The sequence below is a fragment of the Geodermatophilus sp. SYSU D00696 genome (assembly GCF_054050235.1).
The window spans coordinates 67,195-83,659 of record NZ_JBJGYY010000006.1 but is presented as its reverse complement, the minus strand read 5'-3'; the positions used below and the strand labels follow the sequence as shown (position 1 = coordinate 83,659).

Below are 16,465 nucleotides of genomic sequence, written 5' to 3'. Positions count from 1 at the left end.
CTCAGCCCTCCCCGAGCAGCCGGTCGACCACGGCGCGCAGGTCGTCCTGCGCGACCGCGCCGGTGTAGACGGCCGCCACCCGGCCGTCGCGGTCGAGGACGATCGTGGACGGGATCGCGGTGGCGGGGTAGTCCCGGAAGGCGAGCGCGACCTCGCCGGCGGGGTCGTAGAGCGAGGGGAACTCGATGCCCTGGCTGTCGACGAACGCCTGCGCGAACTGCTCGTCGACCTCCTTGACGTTCAGGCCGAGGAAGGCCACACCCTCGTCGCGGACCTCGGCGTAGACCTCCTGGAACTCCGGCGTCTCCACCCGGCAGGGCGGGCACCACGACCCCCAGAAGTTGAGGACGGCGACCTGCCCGGCCAGCTCGTCGGAGGTCCAGTCGCCACCGCCGAGCAGCGTGCCGCCGAAGTCGGGGGCCGGGGCGCGCTCGGTCTCGGGGATCACCTCGCCGGCCGGGGTGGCCGCCACGAACCGGTACTCGCCGCCGTCGGTGACGTCGGCCCGGCCCTCGCCGGTCGAGCAGCCGGCGAGGAGGGCGAGCGCCGCGGCCGCGGCGGGCAGCAGCCGCCTCCCGGGGCCCCCGCGGGGACGTGGAGCGCCAGCGGAGCGTTCCCGTGGGGTGGTCATGCGCCGGGCACCGCGTCGGGGTCGGTGGCGCCGGCCGGCTCCGCGTAGTCGATCCGCGTGACCTCGTCGCCGTCGTAGGTCACCGACGTGACGCTGGCCAGCCCGCACTGCCGGCGGCGCGGGTCGTGGGTGTACCGGCGGCCCTCCAGGTGCAGCCGGAGCGTCCAGATCGGCAGCTGGTGGCTGACGCAGACGGCGGCGGCCCCCCGTGCGGCGTCGCGGGCGGCCTCCACGGCGAGCAGCATCCGCGCGGCGATCTCCACGTAGGGCTCGCCCCAGGACGGCCGCACCGGGTTGCGCAGCTTCCACCAGTGCGCCGGCGTCCGGAACACGCCGCGGCCGCCGGCGACCCGCAGGCCCTGGAAGGCGTTGCCGGCCTCGATCAGCCGGTCGTCGACGGCGACCGGCAGGTCCAGCGCCTCGGCGACGGGGGCGGCGGTCTGCCGGGCCCGCTCGAGCGGGCTGGAGTACAGGTGGGTGACGCCGCGGCCGGTCAGCCACTCGGCGGCGCGCTCGGCCATCACCTCCCCGGCGGGGGACAGCCGGTAGCCCGGCAGGCGGCCGTAGAGGACGCCGTCGGGGTTGTGCACCTCCCCGTGGCGGAGCAGGTGGACGACGGTGGTCTCCATCAGGGCTGCAGCTCCTGGGCGTCCTTCGACTCGGCGTCGGACGGCGCGTCGGCGGGGTCGGCGGCCGCGGCCGCGCGGGCGGCGGCGGGCAGCGCGTCGAGCACCCGCTGCACGGCCTCGTCGTCGAGCGCGGCGCTGACGAACCAGGACTCGAACGCCGACGGCGGCAGGTACACGCCGCGGGCGAGCATCTCGTGGAAGAACGCGCGGTGCGCCGCGGTGTCCTGGGTGCGGGCGTCGTCGTAGTCGCGCACCTGCCGCTCGTCGGGCACGAAGAAGACGGAGAACATCGAGCCGGCCTGCTGCACCCGGTGCGGGACGCCGGCGGCGAACAGTGCCGCGCTGGTCGCGCCGCGCAGGGTGACCGCGACCCGGTCGCAGCGGGCGTAGACGTCGTCGGTGCAGTGCCGCAGCGTGGTCAGCCCGGCGGCGACGGCGACGGGGTTCCCGGCCAGCGTGCCGGCCTGGTAGACCGGCCCGGTCGGTGCCAGCTGCTCCATGAGGTCGGCGCGCCCGCCGAACGCCGCGGCCGGCAGCCCCCCGCCCATGACCTTGCCGAAGGTGAACAGGTCGGCGTCGACGGGGTCGAGGCCGTACCAGCCCGAGGGCGAGACCCGGAAGCCGGTCATCACCTCGTCGAGCAGCAGCAGCGCGCCGTGCTCGGCGGTGATCCGGCGCAGCTCCGCGTTGAAGCCCTCCCGCGGCGGGACGACGCCCATGTTGCCCGGGGCGGCCTCGCTGACCACGACCGCGATCTCGGCGCCCCGCTCGGCGAAGACCGCCTCGACGGCGGCGACGTCGTTGTAGGGCAGCACGATCGTGTCGGCGGCCGCGCCGGTGGTGACGCCGGGGGTGTCGGGCAGGCCGAGGGTGGCCACGCCGGAACCTGCCGAGGCCAGCAGCGCGTCGACGTGGCCGTGGTAGCAGCCGGCGAACTTGACCACCAGCGGGCGGCCGGTGGCGCCGCGGGCCAGCCGGACCGCCGAGAGCACCGCCTCGGTGCCGGAGTTGACCAGCCGCACCCGCTCCACCGGGGGCATCCGGTCGATGATCTCCTCGGCCAGCTCCAGCTCGCCCTCGGTGGGGGTGCCGAAGGAGAAGCCGCGGCGGGCTGCGGCGGTGACCGCCTCGACCACGGCCGGGTGGGCGTGGCCGAGGATCATCGGGCCCCAGGAGGCCACCAGGTCCACGTAGCGGCGGCCGTCGGCGTCGGTGAGCCACGGGCCCGTGCCCTGCGCCATGAACCGCGGGGTGCCGCCGACGGCGCGGAAGGCGCGCACCGGCGAGTTGACGCCGCCGGGGGTGACGCGCTTCCCGCGGGCGAACAGGTCCGCGGAGACGGGTGCCGCGTAGTCGTACCGGGTGGTGTCCAGCGAGGTCACGGCCCCAGTGTCCCCCTGCCTCCCGGGAGCCCGTCGGCGGCGTCGGGGTCGGCGGCCTGTGACGTGCCACTCCCCGGCAGGGCGGCGAGCAGGGCACCGGTGAGGGCGGCGGGGTCGCGGGTGGGCACCAGCACGGTGCGGCCGTCGGCGAGCCGCAGCGGCAGGCCGGTGCGCCCGCGGGGCACCGACCAGCCGCCGCCGAGGACGGGTGCGCCGGCATCGACGCCCGCCGTCCCCTCGCGTACGGCGCGCAGGTGGGCGGCGTCGACGTCGGCCAGCGGCACCCGCTCGCGGCCCACCGACAGCGCGCCATCGGGACCGCCGCCCTGCACCCGGACCGTCCACACCCGGCGGGCGGCCGAGCACAGGGCCGCGGCGACGCCGAGCGCGGCCAGCGCGACGAGCGCCCAGGCCGGCGGCGGCAGGCCGGGCCCGGCCAGCACCACGTCGAGGGCGCCGAGAACGGCGAGCGCGGCGGCGGTCAGCCAGAACGGCCGCCAGGAGCCGCCGGGCTCGACGTGCGTCACCGGCGCAGCAGGTGCGCGGCCTCGACCGCCCAGTAGGTCAGCACCTGGCCGGCACCGGCCCGCCGGATGGCGGTGAGCGTCTCGAGGATGGCGCGCTCGCGGTCGATCCAGCCGTTGCGGGCGGCCGCCTCGACCATCGCGTACTCGCCGCTGACCTGGTAGGCGCTGACCGGGACGTCGACGGCGTCGGCGACCCGCGCCACGACGTCCAGGTAGGGCAGCGCGGGCTTCACCATGACGGCGTCGGCGCCCTCCGCCAGGTCCTGGGCCACCTCGCGCAGCGCCTCGTCGGCGTTGGGCGGGTCCATCTGGTAGGTCGAGCGGTCGCCGAACTGCGGCGCGCCCTCGGCCGCCTCGCGGAACGGGCCGTAGAAGCCCGAGGCGTACTTGGCGGCGTAGGCCAGGATCGGCGTCTCGGTGTACGCCGCGCCGTCGAGCGCCCGGCGGATCGCGGCCACCTGCCCGTCCATCATCCCGCTGGGGGCGACGACGTGGGCGCCGGCCTGCGCCTGGGCGATGGCCACCGACGCGTAGCGGTCCAGGGTGGGGTCGTTGTCGACGACGCCCGCCGGGGTGACCAGCCCGCAGTGCCCGTGCGAGGTGTACTCGCACAGGCACAGGTCGGCGATGAGCACCAGCTCGTCGCCGAGGTCCTCGCGCAGCCGGCGCAGCGCCACGTTGACGATCCCGTCGGCGGCGTCGGCCTGCGAGCCGGCCTCGTCCTTCTCCGCGGGGACGCCGAACAGGACCAGCCCGCCGACGCCGGCCCCGGCCGCCTCGTGCGCGGTCTTCCGCAGCGAGTCCAGCGTGTGCTGGACGACGCCGGGCATCGAGCCGACCGGCACCGGCTCGTCGATGCCCTCCTTGACGAACACCGGCAGCACCAGGTCGGCCGGGGCCACCCGGGTCTGGGCGGTGAGCCGGCGCAGGGCGGGCGTCGACCGCAGCCGGCGCCCGCGGGCGAAGCCCGGGCTCGACCCGCCCTGCGCCGGGCTCACTGCCCGGCCTCCGCGCGCCGGGCCTCGGCGAACTCGGCCAGCGCGTCGACCAGCGGGCCGACCGCGGCGGTCTCGGGCTGGACGTCCACGCGCAGGCCGAACTCCTGCGCGGTGGCCGCGGTGGCCGGGCCGATCACCGCGACGACGGTCTTGGCGTGCGGCTTGCCGGCGATGCCGACCAGGTTGCGGACCGTGCTCGACGAGGTGAAGCACACCGCGTCGAAGCCGCCGCCCTTGATCGCCTCGCGCACCGGCGCCGGCGGCGGCGCGGCCCGCACGGTCCGGTAGGCGGTGACGTCGTCGACCTCCCAGCCGCGCTCCTGCAGGCCCGCGGCGAGGGTCTCGGTGGCGATGTCGGCGCGCGGCAGCAGCACCCGGTTGATCGGGTCGAGGACGTCGTCGTACTCGGGGAAGTCGGCCAGCAGGCCCTCGCTGGACTGCGCGCCGCTCGGCACGAGCTCGGGCACGATGCCGAAGGCCCGCACCGCGTCGGCGGTCTGCTCGCCGACGCAGGCGACCTTCACACCGGCGAAGGCCCGCGCGTCGAGGCCGAGCTCGGCGAACTTCTCCCGGACCGCGCGCACGGCGTTGGCCGAGGTGAACACGATCCAGCCGTAGCGGCCGGTGACCAGGCCCTTGATCGCCCGGTCCATCTGGGCGGCGCTGCGCGGCGGCTCGACGGCGATGGTGGGCACCTCGACCGGCACCGCGCCGTAGGCCCGCAGCCGCTCGCTCATGTCGCCGGCCTGGTCCTTGGTGCGCGGCACCAGCACCCGCCAGCCGAACAGCGGCCGGCTCTCCCACCAGGAGAGCTTGCCGCGCTTGTCGACGGCCGAGCCCACGGTGGCCACGACCGGGCCGGTGAGGCCGCCGAGGTCGGCGGTCTTCTCGGCGACGGCGGCCAGCTTGGCGACGACGCTCTTCTGGCCGGTGCCCGAGCCGCCCGCGGTCACCACGACCGGGGTGCTGCCGGACAGGCCGCCCTCGACCAGCCGCGCCGCGGCGTCGGGGAGCTGCTCGGCGCCGGCCTGCAGCACCACGGGCGCGGCGAGGGCGGCGGCCGCGGCGGCCAACGCGGGCAGGTCGACGTCGCCGTCGCGCAGGTCGGCGGTCAGCGAGGTGCCGCCGAGGGCGACGCCGGCGAAGGCCGGCACCGCGGTGGCCGGGGCGACGCCGGGCACCACGTCGAAGGGCACCGACGTGCGGGCGACGGCGAGCACCTCCTTGACCGCGTGCTCGGAGGTGTAGGGGTCGCCGGCGACCAGCCGGACGACGACGTCGCCGTTCTTCGCCGCGGCGACGGCGCCCTTGGCGACGTCGGCCGGCTCGCCGCTGACCGGGGCCGGCTCGAGGCCCGGGCGGCCGTCGCGGACGGCGTCGGTGAGGGCGGCGGGGACGTCCGGGTCGACCAGCACGACCGTGGCCTCGGCCAGTGCGGCCGTGGCCCGGGCGGTGAGCATGCCGGGGTCGCCGGGGCCGGCGCCGACGAAGACGACGCGGCCTGGGGTCTTGCGGAAGCGCGTCATCACGAGCTCCTGGTCCTTGTTGGTGTCGTGGCCCTGGGGTGGGCGTGTGCGGGGGTCGAGGGGGCCGGGGCGTACCGCCCGGCCGGGTGGGCCCGGCGGGTCACCGGGAGGCCGCCACGAGCGCGGCGGCGCCGCGGTCGAGCAGGTCGGCGGCGAGCTCGCGGCCCAGCCGCTCGGCGTCGCCGACCGGGCCGGTCACCGAGCCGCGGACGCCGTCGCTGCCGTCGATCGCGGTGACCGACGCGCGCAGGTACAGCTCGGGACCGTCGTCGCCCTCGGCCAGCTCGGCGTGCGCGGCGACCGGGGCGCTGCACCCGGCCTCGAGCGCGGCGAGCGTGGTCCGCTCGGCGAGCACGGCGGCGCGGGTGCCGGGGTCGTCGAGGGCGGCGAGCAGCTGCAGGGTGCGCTCGTCGTCGGCGCGGCACTCGACGGCCAGCGCGCCCTGCGCGGGCGCGGGCAGCACCTGCAGCGGGTCGAGCACCTCGGTGACCGCGTCGAGCCGGCCCAGCCGGGCCAGCCCGGCGCGGGCGAGGACGACGGCGTCGAGGTCGCCCGGGACGACGCGGGCCATCCGGGTGTCGACGTTGCCGCGGATCGGCACGACCTCCAGGCCCAGGCCCAGCGCGCGCAGCTGCGCCATGCGGCGCGGCGCCCCGGTGCCCACGCGGGCGCCGGGCGGCAGCTCGCCGAGGGTCAGCCGGTCGCGGGCGACCAGCGCGTCGCGGGGGTCCTCCCGCGGCGGGACGGCGGCGAGCACCAGCCCGGGCTCGGGCGCGGTGGGCAGGTCCTTGTAGCTGTGCACGGCGACGTCGACGGTGCCCTCGAGCAGTGCCTGCCGGATGGCGGTGACGAAGACGCCGGTGCCGCCGAGTTGGGCGATGGCCGCGGCCGAGCGGTCGCCCTCGGTGCTGATGTGCACCAGCTCGACCGGCACGCCGCTGGCGGCGGTCAGCGCGTCGGCGACGGTCTGCGACTGGGTGCGGGCCAGCTGGCTGGCACGGGTGCCCAGCCGCAGCGTCGCGATGGTCTGGGAGGTCACGATCCGCCTCCGGGACGCAGCTCGTCGGGGTCGACGGCGACCGCCTCGGCCAGCCGCGGGCCGTCGGCGGGCACCTCGGCGCCGAGGCCCAGGCCGAACAGCGCGCGCAGGGCGTCGGCGTAGTCGACGCCGCCGGGGGTGCTGGCCAGCTCCTTGACCCGGACGGTCGGCTCGTGCAGCAGCTTGTCGACGACGCGGCGCACGGTGCGGGCGATCTCGCTGCGCGCGCGGGCGTCGAGGTCGGGCAGCCGGGCCGCCAGGCGCAGCAGCTCCGCGTCGACCACCTCGGCGGCCTGGCTGCGCAGCGCCGAGACGGTGGGCGCGACGGCGGCCGCCTGCCGCTCGGCGCGCAGCAGCGCGGTCTCCGCCTCGATGAGCGCGTGCGCGGCGGCGACGTCGTCGGCGGCGACCGCCCCGGTCCCCCCGGTGGCCGAGCGCTCGCCCTGCAGCAGCGCGAGGTCGACGACGTGCACGCCGGGCAGCGCGGCCACGCCGGGGTCGACGTCGCGCGGCAGGGCCAGGTCGACGACGGCCAGCGGCCGGTCGGCCCGGCCGGCCATCGCGGCCGCGACGACGTCGGTGCCGACGACCAGCCCGGTGGCGCCGGTGCACGTGACCAGCACGTCGGCGTCGGCGACCGCCGTCCGCAGGTCGGCCATCTCGGCGGTGCCGCCGTCGACGGCGGCCGCCAGGCGGGCAGCGGACTCCGGCGAGCGGCTGGCGACGGTGACCAGCGCGCCGCGGCGCGAGAGCGTGCTGGCCGCGAGCGCGCCCATGGAGCCGGCGCCGACGACCAGCGCCGGACGGCCGGCGAGCGGGCCGATGCGGTCCTCGGCGTGGTCGAGGGACACCGTCACCAGCGAGGCACCGGCGCGGTCGATGCCGGTCTCGGAGTGGATCCGCTTGCCCACGCGCAGCGCGTGCTGGGCCACCGGGTGCAGGCAGCGGCCGACCGTGCCCTCCTCCTGCGCGAGGGCGTACGCCGCGCGGAGCTGGCCGAGCACCTGGGTCTCGCCGACGACCATCGAGTCCAGCCCCGCGGCCACGGTGAACAGGTGGGCGACGGCCTGGTCCTCGTAGTGGACGGTGACGTACGGGGTGAGCTCCTCGACCCCGGCGCCGGCCTGGCGGGCCAGCACGCGGCTGACCTCGGCGACGCCGCCGTGGAAGCGGTCGACCTCGGCGAAGACCTCGACCCGGTTGCAGGTGGCCAGGACCAGCGCCTCGCTGACGTGGTCGCTGCCGACCAGCTCGTGCAGCGCCTTGACCTGGTCGTCGCGGGTCATCGCGAACTGCTCGAGCAGCGCGACCGGCGCGGTCCGGTGGCTGATGCCGACGGCGAGCAGGCTCATGCCATCCCCCCGGCGGGCGCGAGGCCGGCGTCCAGCGGCGTGCCGGGGACGGCGCCGCGCTGCTTGTCCAGGAAGGCCAGGACCTGCAGCTCGACGGAGAGGTCGACCTGGCGGACGTCGACCCCCGCGGGCGCGGTGAGCGTGACCGGCGCGAAGTTCAAGATGCTCCTCACCCCGGCCGCGGTGAGCCGGTCGGCGACCCGCTGGGCGACCTCGGCGGGCGTCGCGATGACCCCGATGGTCGCTCCGGTGGCGGCCACGACGTCCTCGAGCTCGGTCACCGGCCGCACCGGCAGGCCCCCGATCCGCTGGCCCACCCGGGCCGGGGAGGCGTCGAAGAGGCCGACGAACTCGAAGCCGCGGCTGCCGAAGCCCCCGTACCCGGCCAGCGCCGCGCCGAGGTTGCCGATGCCGACGAGGACGCACGCGTGCGCGGTCTCCATGCCGAGCACGGCGGCGATGCGGTCGCGCAGCGTGGCGACCTCGTAGCCGACGCCGCGGGTGCCGCAGGGGCCGAGGTGGGAGAGGTCCTTGCGCAGCCCGGCCGGGTTCACCCCGGCCGCCGAGGCCAGCTCGCCGGAGGAGACGGTGGTGCGACCGCTGTCGGCGAGGCCGCCGAGCACCCGCAGGTACACGGCCAGCCGGGCGACGGTGGCCTCCGGGATCCGGGGCCGCGACTGCATCACGGGCCTACTCCACAGCGGTCGCGCCCGGGCGACGGCGGGAGCCGAGGGGGGCGGGCGACATCGGGGATCCGGGCGGTCGACCACCCGGCGACTGCCACGGTAACCGCTTGTGAACGCGCGAACAAAGTCGCAGGCGAGCCCACGGGCGCCCGGCCTGCGCGGATGCGTGGCGCTGTGTCCGAGACCATACCCGGCCGGGCAGCTGCGCCCGGGCCCGGAGGTCAGGTCAGGCCGAGGTCGCGGCGCAGCCGGGGCACGTCGACGGTGAAGTAGGAGTGCTCGCGGCCGTCGAGCAGCACCACCGGCACGCGGTCGCCGTACTCGGCCTGCAGCTCGGGATCGGCGTCGACGTCGACCTCGCGGCTGCCGACGCCGGCCTCCGCGGCGATGCGCACCAGCGTCTCGGCCGCCGTCACGCACAGGTGGCAGTTCTCCCGGGTGAGCAGCTCCAGGCGGAGCGGCGGCCCGGTCACCCCGCCACCTCCGCCGCGTCGGGCGCGGTCACCTCGAGGAGGCCCAGCTCGCGCAGCCGCGCGTGGCTCACCTTGCCGGTGAGCGAGTGCGGCAGCGCCGGGCGGACGACGACCGAGGAGGGCACCTTGTACCGGGCCAGCGACGCGGCGGCGTGCGCGCGCAGCTCCGCGGCGTCCACCTCCGCGCCCGGCGCGGGGACGACGACGGCGACGACGGCGGCGCCGGTGCGCGGATCGGGCACGCCGATGACCGCGCTCTCGGCGACCGCGGGGTGGGTGTCGAGCACCCGCTCCACCTCGGCCGGGTAGACGTTGAACCCGCTGACCAGCACCAGGTCGGTGCGGCGGTCGAGCAGGTGCAGGTCGCCGTCGGCGTCGCGGTGGGCGAGGTCGCCGGTGGCCAGCCAGCCGTCGTCACCGGGGCCGTCGGCGCCGTCGGGCCAGAACCCGGAGAAGAGGTTGGGACCGCGCACCCACAGCTCGCCCGGCCCGTCCTCGGCATCGGTGCCGCCGGGCTCCCGCAGGGCCACCTCGACGCCGGGCAGCGGACCGCCGATGCACTCCGGCTTGGCCCGCCCGGTGGCCAGCGTGCTGGCCACCACGGGGCCGGCCTCGGTGAGGCCGTACCCCTCCCACACCTGCACGCCGGCGCGGTCGCGCACCGCCCGCCAGGTCGCCGCGGGCAGGAGCGCGGCACCGGAGGAGGCCGTGCGCACCGACGACAGGGCCCGGCGCAGCCGCGCGTCGCCGCCCTCGTCGGCGGCCACGGCGAGCCAGGCCTGGTACACCGGCGGCGCCCCGGGGACGGCGGTGACCCTCTCGCGCTCCACGACGTCGAGGGTGGCGCGCGGGTCGAAGGCCGGCACGAGCACCGCGCACGCGCCGGTGGCGGCGACCAGGCCGAACCCGGTGTTGAGGCCGTAGAGGTGGAACAGCGGGAGGACCAGCAGCACCCGGTCGTCGGGGCGCACCGGCGGCGGGTCCATCGCGAGGCACTGCTCCTGGTTGGCCCGCAGCGCGGCGGCGGTCAGCATCGCGCCGCGGGGCCGGCCGGTGGTGCCGCTGGTGTAGGCCAGCAGGGCGAGCGCGGCGGGGTCGTCGTCGTCCGGAGGCGGTGGGCCGTCGGCCTCGGGCGGCCCGGCGACCACCGCCACCCCGGCCAGGGGCTCGCGCGCGGCGGCCGCGACCAGCAGCGACGCGCCCGAGTCGGTGAGGAGGTGCTCGAGCTCGGGATCGGTGTAGGCGGTGTTGACCGGGACCACGACCAGGCCGGCGCGCAGGGCTCCGAGCACCGCGCGCAGCCAGTCGACGCCGTTGGGCAGCTGCACGGCCACCCGGTCCCCGCGGGCGAGCCCACGGGCGGCGAGACCGGCCGCGGCCCGGTCGACGAGGGCGTCGAGCTCGGCCCAGGTCAGCCGGGTCGCACCGTCGACCACCGCCGGCGCGTCGGGACGTCGGGCGGCCGCGGCGCGCACGAGGGCGGCCAGCCCCGTCGGGGGCGTGGGCCCGGGTCGGGGCTCGGTCACCGGCCCTGTCACGGACACCTCCTGCGGGCGGACGCGGGTCCCGCAGAAGGGTACCGGCAGGTACCACTCCGCCCGCTGGCGTGGACGGATCGCAGTGGTGTTGTCACCATGGGTGGCGACCCGCAGCAGCGCGGGACCCGCCGAGGGGCCGGACCTCCGTCGGGTGGGCCGACGAGGAGGTCGACGTCCCGCATGCCGCAGTCGCGCCCGGTGGACGAGCGGCCGTCCCCCCTCCCGGCCGTGGACGCGCCGGCGGACGACGGCCTCGCCGCGGAGCTCGCCGCCCTGGGGCAGGTCCTGCCCGCCGACCGGGTCGACGTGTGGGGCCTGGTGCGCCGCAGCCAGGACGGGGACGCCGAGGCGTTCGGCCGGCTGTACGACCACTACGTGACGACGGTCCACCGCTACCTGCTCCACCGGGTCGGCGACCGGTCGCTGGCCGAGGACCTCACCAGCGAGACCTTCGTCCGGGCGCTGCGCCGCATCGACTCGCTGTCGTTCCAGGGCCGCGACGTCGGCGCGTGGCTGGTGACCATCGCGCGCAACCTCGTCCTCGACCACGTGAAGAGCAGCCGGTTCCGGCTGGAGGTCACCACCGCGGACATGCGCGACGCCGACCGCGCCACCGACGGCCCCGAGGACGTCGTCGTCGCGCGGCTGACCAACGAGCAGCTGCTGGCCTGTGTCCGCCGGCTGGGCAGCGAGCAGCAGGAGTGCATCTCGCTGCGCTTCCTGCAGGGGCTGTCGGTGGCGGAGACCGCCGCGGTCATGGGCAAGAGGGACGGCGCGGTCAAGGCGCTGCAGCACCGCGCCGTGCGGCGGCTGGCCGCCCTGCTGCCGGAGGGGCTGCGGTGACGCCCGGGACCCCGGACGGGGGACACGCCGGAACGCGTCCGGCCCGGCGTCGTTGCCCCGGTCGGCCGAGAGCCGACCGACCGACCGGAGGAGCCAGGTGAGCGACCGCCACGCTGCCGCGGGGGCGTCCCGCCGGGTGTCCGTGCGGGAGCGCGAGGCGGCCGTCGAGGAGCGCCTGCGGGCCCTCGCCGCCGACCTCGACGGCGACCCGGCACCCGGCTTCCGCGCCGCCACCCGTGCCCGGCTGGTCACGATGGCCGCCGTCCGCGCCCCGGAGCCGGTCCCCGCCCGCTCCCGCGGCCTGGCGCGCGTCCGGCGGCCCCGGGCGGTCGCCGCGGTCGCCGGCGTCGCCGTCGCGGTGACGGGCCTGGGCGCGGTGGTCGCGCTGTCGGGGAGCGCGCAGCCCGGCGACGTCCTCTACGGCGTCAAGCGCGGCACCGAGCAGACCCGGCTGGCCCTGGCCGGCGACGAGCGCGGCCTGACGCTGCTCGGGTTCGCCACCACCCGGCTGGCGGAGCTCGACGCCCTGGTCGGCTCGACGCCCGGCGCGCCACCGGCCGACCTGGTGCGCGACACGCTGGCGGCGATGGACGCGCAGACCACCGAGGGCGCCGCGCTGGTGCTCACCCGGGCTGCCGAAACCCGCGACGCCGCGCCGCTGACCGTGCTCGACGACTGGACCGACGAGCAGCGCAGTGGTCTCGCGGAGCTTCAGCGGGCGCTGCCCGCGGACGCCGGTGCCGCGGGGTCGCTCGACCTGGTCAGCGAGGTCGGCGCGCGGGCCGCGGGGCTGCGGGAGGGCCTCGCCTGCCCGGTCGGGCCGGTCACCGCCGGCGCCGACGAGCTCGGCCCGCTGCCCGTGCCGTGCGACGACGTCCCGGCCCCGTCCGGCGCCAGCACACCCGCACCCGCACCCGCCGGGGGCCGGGACCCGGCATCGCCCGCGGCTCCGCCCCCCGCCACACCCACGTCCCCCGTTCCGGGGAGCGGCTCGGGAGGCGGGGCGGGCCCGGGCGGGTCACCGGCGGCGCCGACCGCGGGCAGCCCGTCCGGCGTCGCCCCGCCGACCGGGAGCAGCGCGCCGACGGCGCCGCCGCCGGGACCGGCCGGCCGGCCGGCGGTCCCGCAGCTGCCCGTGCCGCAGCTCCCCGTCCCGCGGCTCCCGCTGCCCGAGCTGCCGCTGCCGGAGCTGCCGCTGCCGCCGCTCCCGATGCCTGGTGCGGGCCCGACGCCGTCGGATCCGGCCGTCCCGGGCAGCTCGACCGGCTCGCTCCTGGACACCCCGCTGCCCGTCTGCGTCCGGCCGCTGGTCTGCTGAGGCCCGGCGGCCCCGCCCGGGGGTGCCGATAGGGTCGACCGGGTGCCGCCACGCGGCGGCCGCCGGACCAGGGGGAGGGTGCCCGTGCCGGGACTGCCGTTCCGGCGCCGTCGGCGCGAGGACGCCGGCGCGCCGTCGGAGGAGGAGATCCGCGCGCACGTCGCGGGCCTGGCGTCGGCCGCGGCCGCGGAGGTCGAGCCGGTCCCCGTCGTCGTCGCCGACCGCACGGCCGCCGCCTTCTTCGACGTCGACAACACGATGATGATGGGCGCCTCGCTGTTCTGGTTCGCCCGCGGCCTGGCCTCCCGCAAGTACCTGAGCTCCCGCGACATCGCCCGGTTCGCCTGGCAGCAGGCCAAGTTCCGCGTCGCCGGCAACGAGAGCGCCGACGACATGCACAACATCCGCGAGAACGCGCTCGCCTTCGTCGCCGGCCGGGAGGTCGCCGAGATCACCCAGGCCGGCGAGGAGATCTACGACGAGCTGATGGCCGACCGGATCTGGTCGGGCACCCGCAACCTCGCCCAGCAGCACCTCGACGCCGGGCAGCGGGTCTGGCTGGTCACCGCGACCCCCGTCGAGCTGGCGCGGATCATCGCCCACCGGCTGGGGCTGACCGGGGCGCTCGGCACGGTGGCCGAGGTCGTCGACGGCCGCTACACCGGGCGCCTGGTCGGTGAGCTGATGCACGGGGAGGCCAAGGCCGAGGCGGTGCGGGCGCTGGCCGAGCGGGAGGAGCTGGACCTCTCCCGCTGCACCGCCTACAGCGACTCGGCCAACGACCTGCCGATGCTCTCGCTGACCGGCACGGCGATCGCGGTCAACCCCGACACCGAGCTGCGCGCCGTCGCCCGCTCGCGCGGGTGGACCGTGCGCGACTTCCGCACCGGCCGCAAGGCGGCGCGGATCGGCGTCCCCACGGTCGCCGCGGCGGCGCTCACCGGCGGCGTCGTCGGCGGCGCCGTGGCCCTCCGTCGTCGCAACGCCTGGCCGTTCTGACCCGTCGGCCGGCGCGGTTCGTGCACGCAGCGCGCTCGGGCGACGCCCGGGGCCGCGGTGTGTGCACGAAGTGCGGCCCGGCGCGGGATCAACTGAAGACGGAGGAGCGCTGCAGGAGCAGCTGGTAGATCGACTGCTGGATGGTCTCGCGGACCTGGTCGGTCAGGTTGAACACCAGCATCGGGTCCTCGGCGGCGGCGGGGCCGTAGGACGCCGTCTCGATGGGGGTGCCGAAGGCGATGAGCCACTTCGACGGCAGCGGCACCAGCCCGAGCGGGCCGAGGGCGGGGAAGGTCGGCGTCACCGGGAAGTAGGGCAGCCCGAGCAGCCGGGCGAGCGTCCGGGCGTTGCCGATCATCGGGTAGATCTCCTCGGCGCCGACGATCGCGCACGGGATGATCGGCTTGCCGGTGCGCAGTGCCGCCGTGACGAAACCCCCGCGACCGAACCGCTGCAGGGTGTACCGGTCGCGGAACGGCTTGCCGATGCCCTTGAACCCCTCGGGGAAGACCCCGACCAGCTCGTCCCCGCAGAGCAGCCGCTCGGCGTCCTCGCTGCAGGCCAGCGTGGCGCCGAACTTGCGGGCGAGCGACCCGATCGCCGGGAGCTCGAAGACCAGGTCGGCCCCCAGCAGCCGGAACCGCCGCTGCGCCGGGTGGTCGTCGTGCAGGGCCACGGTGGTCATCAGCGCGTCGACCGGCACGGTGCCCGAGTGGTTGGCCACCACCAGTGCACCTCCGGTGCTGGGCACGTTCTCCACGCCGTGGGTCTCCACCCGGAACCAGCGGGAGAACAGCGGCCGCAGCAGCGGCAGCAGGAGGTGGTCGGTGAGGTCGGGGTCGAAGCCGAACTCGTCGGTCTCGTACTCGCCGGTCAGCCGGCGGCGGAGGAAGTCCAGGCCACCGGCGACCTGGTCGTCCCAGCTCGGGTCCGCCGGCAGCGGGACGTGCGGCTGCTCGTCGTCGGGCCGCAGCCGGATGACGCGGGCCTCAGGCATCGCGCACCGCCCGCAGCCCCGGCGGGGCGGGTGCCGGGCGCAGCCGGCCGTGCACCGTCGAGCCCACCGAGGAGGCGACCGACCCGGCCCGGGAGACCAGCTCCTGCGCGCGGGTGGTGACGTCGGCGACCAGGCCGGGCGACACCACCGGGGGGACGGTGCGCGCGTAGTCGGCCAGGGCCTCGGCGGTGGTGTAGCGGGGCGTGTAGCCGAACTCGGTGCGCAGCACCGTGGTGTCGACGACGCGGCCGAAGTTGAGGAAGCGCATCTGCTCCGGTGAGTAGTCGACGCCGCCGAAGCGACGGGTGAGCCGGCCCAGGGACCCCAGGGCGGGCGAGGGCACCGGCAGCTGCAGCCGGCCCAGCCGGCGGATGACCTGCGACAACAGCAACGTGCCCTCTCCCCCGACGTTCACCGTGCCGGTGAACTCCCCCGTGGTGGCCCGGGTCAGCACGCCCAGCGCGTCGTCCTCGTGCAGCAGCTGGACGCGGGCGTCGTAGCCCAGCGCCGTGGGCACGACCGGCATCCGCAGGAACCCGCTCAGCACCGAGTCGATCCGCGGGCCGATGAAGTTGGTGAACCGCAGGACGGCCACCCCGACGTCGGGACGCCGGCGCGAGAAGGAGCGCACGTAGCCCTCGATGTCGAGGCTGTCCTTGGCGAAGCCGCCCGAGGGGACCCGGCGGGCCTGCATGGCCTCGGTGAACACGGCCGGGTCGCGCGGCGAGGCGCCGTAGACGGCGCTGGTCGACTTGAGCACCAGCCGGCGCACCGACGGCGCGCGCTGGCAGGCGGCCAGGAGCTGCATCGTCCCGATGACGTTGAGCTCCTTCATCGGCCCGCGCCCGCCGGACCCGGCCGGGGTGGAGCTGATGTTCATGTGGACGACCGTGTCGACGCCCGCGGTGCTGACCACCTTGCCGATCAGCGGGTTGCGGATGTCGGCCCGCACGAACTCGGTGCGGCCGAGGCGGCGCAGCAGCTCCGCCGAGGGCGGGACGGTGTCGACCCCGATGACCCGGTCGATGGCCGGGTCCTGAGCGAGCTCGGCCGCCAGCGCACCGCCGAGCCACCGGCTCACGCCGGTGACCAGGACGACGGCAGGCGGCACGAGCCTCAGCTCACTTCTTGTTGCGACGCTGCACGCGGGTCTTCTTCAGCAGCTTGCGGTGCTTCTTCTTCGCCATCCGCTTGCGGCGCTTCTTGATGACCGAACCCATGTCCTGCTCCCGACGTCGTGGCCGCGGGGCGCCCGCCGGCGACCGCGGGGGTCGGAACCGGGCGCCACGCGAGTGTGGATCAGCTCGTGTGCGACGGTTCCGGCCGGGGCCGGGGTTGTCGCTCGGCGCCCGAGCCTACCCGGCGCCCCCGTGGCGACGCTCTGACACCGTCACCCTCCGGGTGACACCGCGACCAGGTGCCCTCCCGCGTCGCACGGAGCCCGACCGTCACTCCTCGCGGGAGCCTCCGGCCCCCACTCCTCGCGACACCGCGGCCAGGTGCCCTCCCGCGTCGCGCGGAGCCCGA

The 16,465-nt window shown here is 77.0% G+C and carries 17 protein-coding genes; 3 read left to right on the top strand and 14 right to left on the bottom strand.

The annotated features are described in order from the left end of the window. Position 1: 1 nt before the first annotated feature. The 11 genes from ACI79O_RS05980 to ACI79O_RS05930 all read right to left on the bottom strand — a co-directional run bounded on the left by ACI79O_RS05980 (position 2) and on the right by ACI79O_RS05930 (position 10,781). On the bottom strand, positions 2–631 hold the full coding sequence (locus tag ACI79O_RS05980) for a TlpA family protein disulfide reductase (protein WP_456913568.1): 630 nt from the start codon (positions 629–631) through the stop codon (positions 2–4). Beyond that, positions 628–1,260: a histidine phosphatase family protein gene (locus ACI79O_RS05975; RefSeq protein ID WP_456888696.1), complete on the bottom strand. Its 633-nt coding sequence runs from the start codon at positions 1,258–1,260 to the stop codon at positions 628–630. The genes ACI79O_RS05980 and ACI79O_RS05975 overlap by 4 nt, the downstream gene beginning before the upstream one ends. Further along, a complete protein-coding gene (gene hemL / locus ACI79O_RS05970) occupies positions 1,260–2,642 on the bottom strand; it encodes a glutamate-1-semialdehyde 2,1-aminomutase (protein WP_456913567.1) in 1,383 nt (460 codons plus the stop codon). The genes ACI79O_RS05975 and hemL overlap by 1 nt, the downstream gene beginning before the upstream one ends. Further along, positions 2,639–3,169: a hypothetical protein gene (locus ACI79O_RS05965; RefSeq protein ID WP_456913566.1), complete on the bottom strand. Its 531-nt coding sequence runs from the start codon at positions 3,167–3,169 to the stop codon at positions 2,639–2,641. Before ACI79O_RS05965 ends, hemL begins: the two co-directional genes overlap by 4 nt. Beyond that, the gene (hemB, locus tag ACI79O_RS05960) at positions 3,166–4,167 is read right to left on the bottom strand and encodes a porphobilinogen synthase (RefSeq protein WP_456913565.1); all 1,002 of its coding nucleotides are present in this window, start codon (positions 4,165–4,167) and stop codon (positions 3,166–3,168) included. Before hemB ends, ACI79O_RS05965 begins: the two co-directional genes overlap by 4 nt. After that, on the bottom strand, positions 4,164–5,693 hold the full coding sequence (locus tag ACI79O_RS05955; protein ID WP_456874372.1) for a uroporphyrinogen-III synthase: 1,530 nt from the start codon (positions 5,691–5,693) through the stop codon (positions 4,164–4,166). The genes hemB and ACI79O_RS05955 overlap by 4 nt, the downstream gene beginning before the upstream one ends. Before the next feature lie 100 nt (positions 5,694–5,793). Further along, entirely contained in the window at positions 5,794–6,732 is a 939-nt protein-coding gene (hemC, locus tag ACI79O_RS05950; protein ID WP_456913564.1) for a hydroxymethylbilane synthase, read from the bottom strand. After that, positions 6,729–8,084, bottom strand: coding sequence for a glutamyl-tRNA reductase (locus ACI79O_RS05945; RefSeq protein WP_456913563.1), 1,356 nt, complete (start codon positions 8,082–8,084; stop codon positions 6,729–6,731). The genes hemC and ACI79O_RS05945 overlap by 4 nt, the downstream gene beginning before the upstream one ends. After that, positions 8,081–8,767 carry a redox-sensing transcriptional repressor Rex gene (locus tag ACI79O_RS05940; RefSeq protein ID WP_456888790.1) on the bottom strand — a complete coding sequence of 229 codons (687 nt, stop codon included), beginning with the start codon at positions 8,765–8,767 and terminating at the stop codon, positions 8,081–8,083. The genes ACI79O_RS05945 and ACI79O_RS05940 overlap by 4 nt, the downstream gene beginning before the upstream one ends. Positions 8,768–8,991: 224 nt before the next feature. Beyond that, on the bottom strand, positions 8,992–9,243 hold the full coding sequence (locus tag ACI79O_RS05935; protein ID WP_456888682.1) for a glutaredoxin family protein: 252 nt from the start codon (positions 9,241–9,243) through the stop codon (positions 8,992–8,994). Further along, on the bottom strand, positions 9,240–10,781 hold the full coding sequence (locus ACI79O_RS05930; RefSeq protein WP_456913562.1) for a class I adenylate-forming enzyme family protein: 1,542 nt from the start codon (positions 10,779–10,781) through the stop codon (positions 9,240–9,242). Before ACI79O_RS05930 ends, ACI79O_RS05935 begins: the two co-directional genes overlap by 4 nt. Positions 10,782–11,009: 228 nt before the next feature. On the opposite strand from ACI79O_RS05930, the gene ACI79O_RS05925 reads away from it, so the two are divergent. The 3 genes from ACI79O_RS05925 to ACI79O_RS05915 all read left to right on the top strand — a co-directional run bounded on the left by ACI79O_RS05925 (position 11,010) and on the right by ACI79O_RS05915 (position 13,941). After that, positions 11,010–11,624, top strand: coding sequence for a sigma-70 family RNA polymerase sigma factor (locus ACI79O_RS05925; RefSeq protein ID WP_456888677.1), 615 nt, complete (start codon positions 11,010–11,012; stop codon positions 11,622–11,624). A gap of 97 nt (positions 11,625–11,721) precedes the next feature. After that, a complete protein-coding gene (locus ACI79O_RS05920; RefSeq protein WP_456888675.1) occupies positions 11,722–12,942 on the top strand; it encodes a DUF5667 domain-containing protein in 1,221 nt (406 codons plus the stop codon). Between the two features lie 84 nt (positions 12,943–13,026). After that, the gene (locus ACI79O_RS05915) at positions 13,027–13,941 is read left to right on the top strand and encodes an HAD family hydrolase (protein WP_456874379.1); all 915 of its coding nucleotides are present in this window, start codon (positions 13,027–13,029) and stop codon (positions 13,939–13,941) included. An 88-nt stretch (positions 13,942–14,029) separates the two neighbouring features. Here ACI79O_RS05915 and ACI79O_RS05910 read toward each other — a convergent pair whose 3' ends face one another. The 3 genes from ACI79O_RS05910 to ACI79O_RS05900 are packed head-to-tail and all read right to left on the bottom strand — an operon-like array spanning position 14,030 to position 16,158. Continuing rightward, positions 14,030–14,938 carry a lysophospholipid acyltransferase family protein gene (locus ACI79O_RS05910; protein WP_456888674.1) on the bottom strand — a complete coding sequence of 303 codons (909 nt, stop codon included), beginning with the start codon at positions 14,936–14,938 and terminating at the stop codon, positions 14,030–14,032. Then, complete coding sequence (locus tag ACI79O_RS05905) at positions 14,931–16,049, bottom strand: NAD-dependent epimerase/dehydratase family protein (protein WP_456888673.1); 1,119 nt, start codon at positions 16,047–16,049, stop codon at positions 14,931–14,933. The genes ACI79O_RS05910 and ACI79O_RS05905 overlap by 8 nt, the downstream gene beginning before the upstream one ends. A gap of 10 nt (positions 16,050–16,059) precedes the next feature. Continuing rightward, complete coding sequence (locus ACI79O_RS05900) at positions 16,060–16,158, bottom strand: 30S ribosomal protein bS22 (RefSeq protein ID WP_012854759.1); 99 nt, start codon at positions 16,156–16,158, stop codon at positions 16,060–16,062. Between the last annotated feature and the right edge of the window lie 307 nt (positions 16,159–16,465).

Excerpts from the sequence above, each read along its gene's own strand:
- ACI79O_RS05980 (WP_456913568.1), bottom strand. The coding sequence starts at position 631 with ATGACCACCCCACGGGAACGCTCCGCTGGCGCTCCACGTCCCCGCGGG.
- ACI79O_RS05975 (WP_456888696.1), bottom strand. The coding sequence starts at position 1,260 with ATGGAGACCACCGTCGTCCACCTGCTCCGCCACGGGGAGGTGCACAAC.
- ACI79O_RS05955 (WP_456874372.1), bottom strand. The coding sequence starts at position 5,693 with ATGACGCGCTTCCGCAAGACCCCAGGCCGCGTCGTCTTCGTCGGCGCC.
- ACI79O_RS05945 (WP_456913563.1), bottom strand. The coding sequence starts at position 8,084 with ATGAGCCTGCTCGCCGTCGGCATCAGCCACCGGACCGCGCCGGTCGCG.
- ACI79O_RS05940 (WP_456888790.1), bottom strand. The coding sequence starts at position 8,767 with ATGCAGTCGCGGCCCCGGATCCCGGAGGCCACCGTCGCCCGGCTGGCC.
- ACI79O_RS05910 (WP_456888674.1), bottom strand. The coding sequence starts at position 14,938 with ATGCCTGAGGCCCGCGTCATCCGGCTGCGGCCCGACGACGAGCAGCCG.
- ACI79O_RS05900 (WP_012854759.1), bottom strand. The coding sequence starts at position 16,158 with ATGGGTTCGGTCATCAAGAAGCGCCGCAAGCGGATGGCGAAGAAGAAG.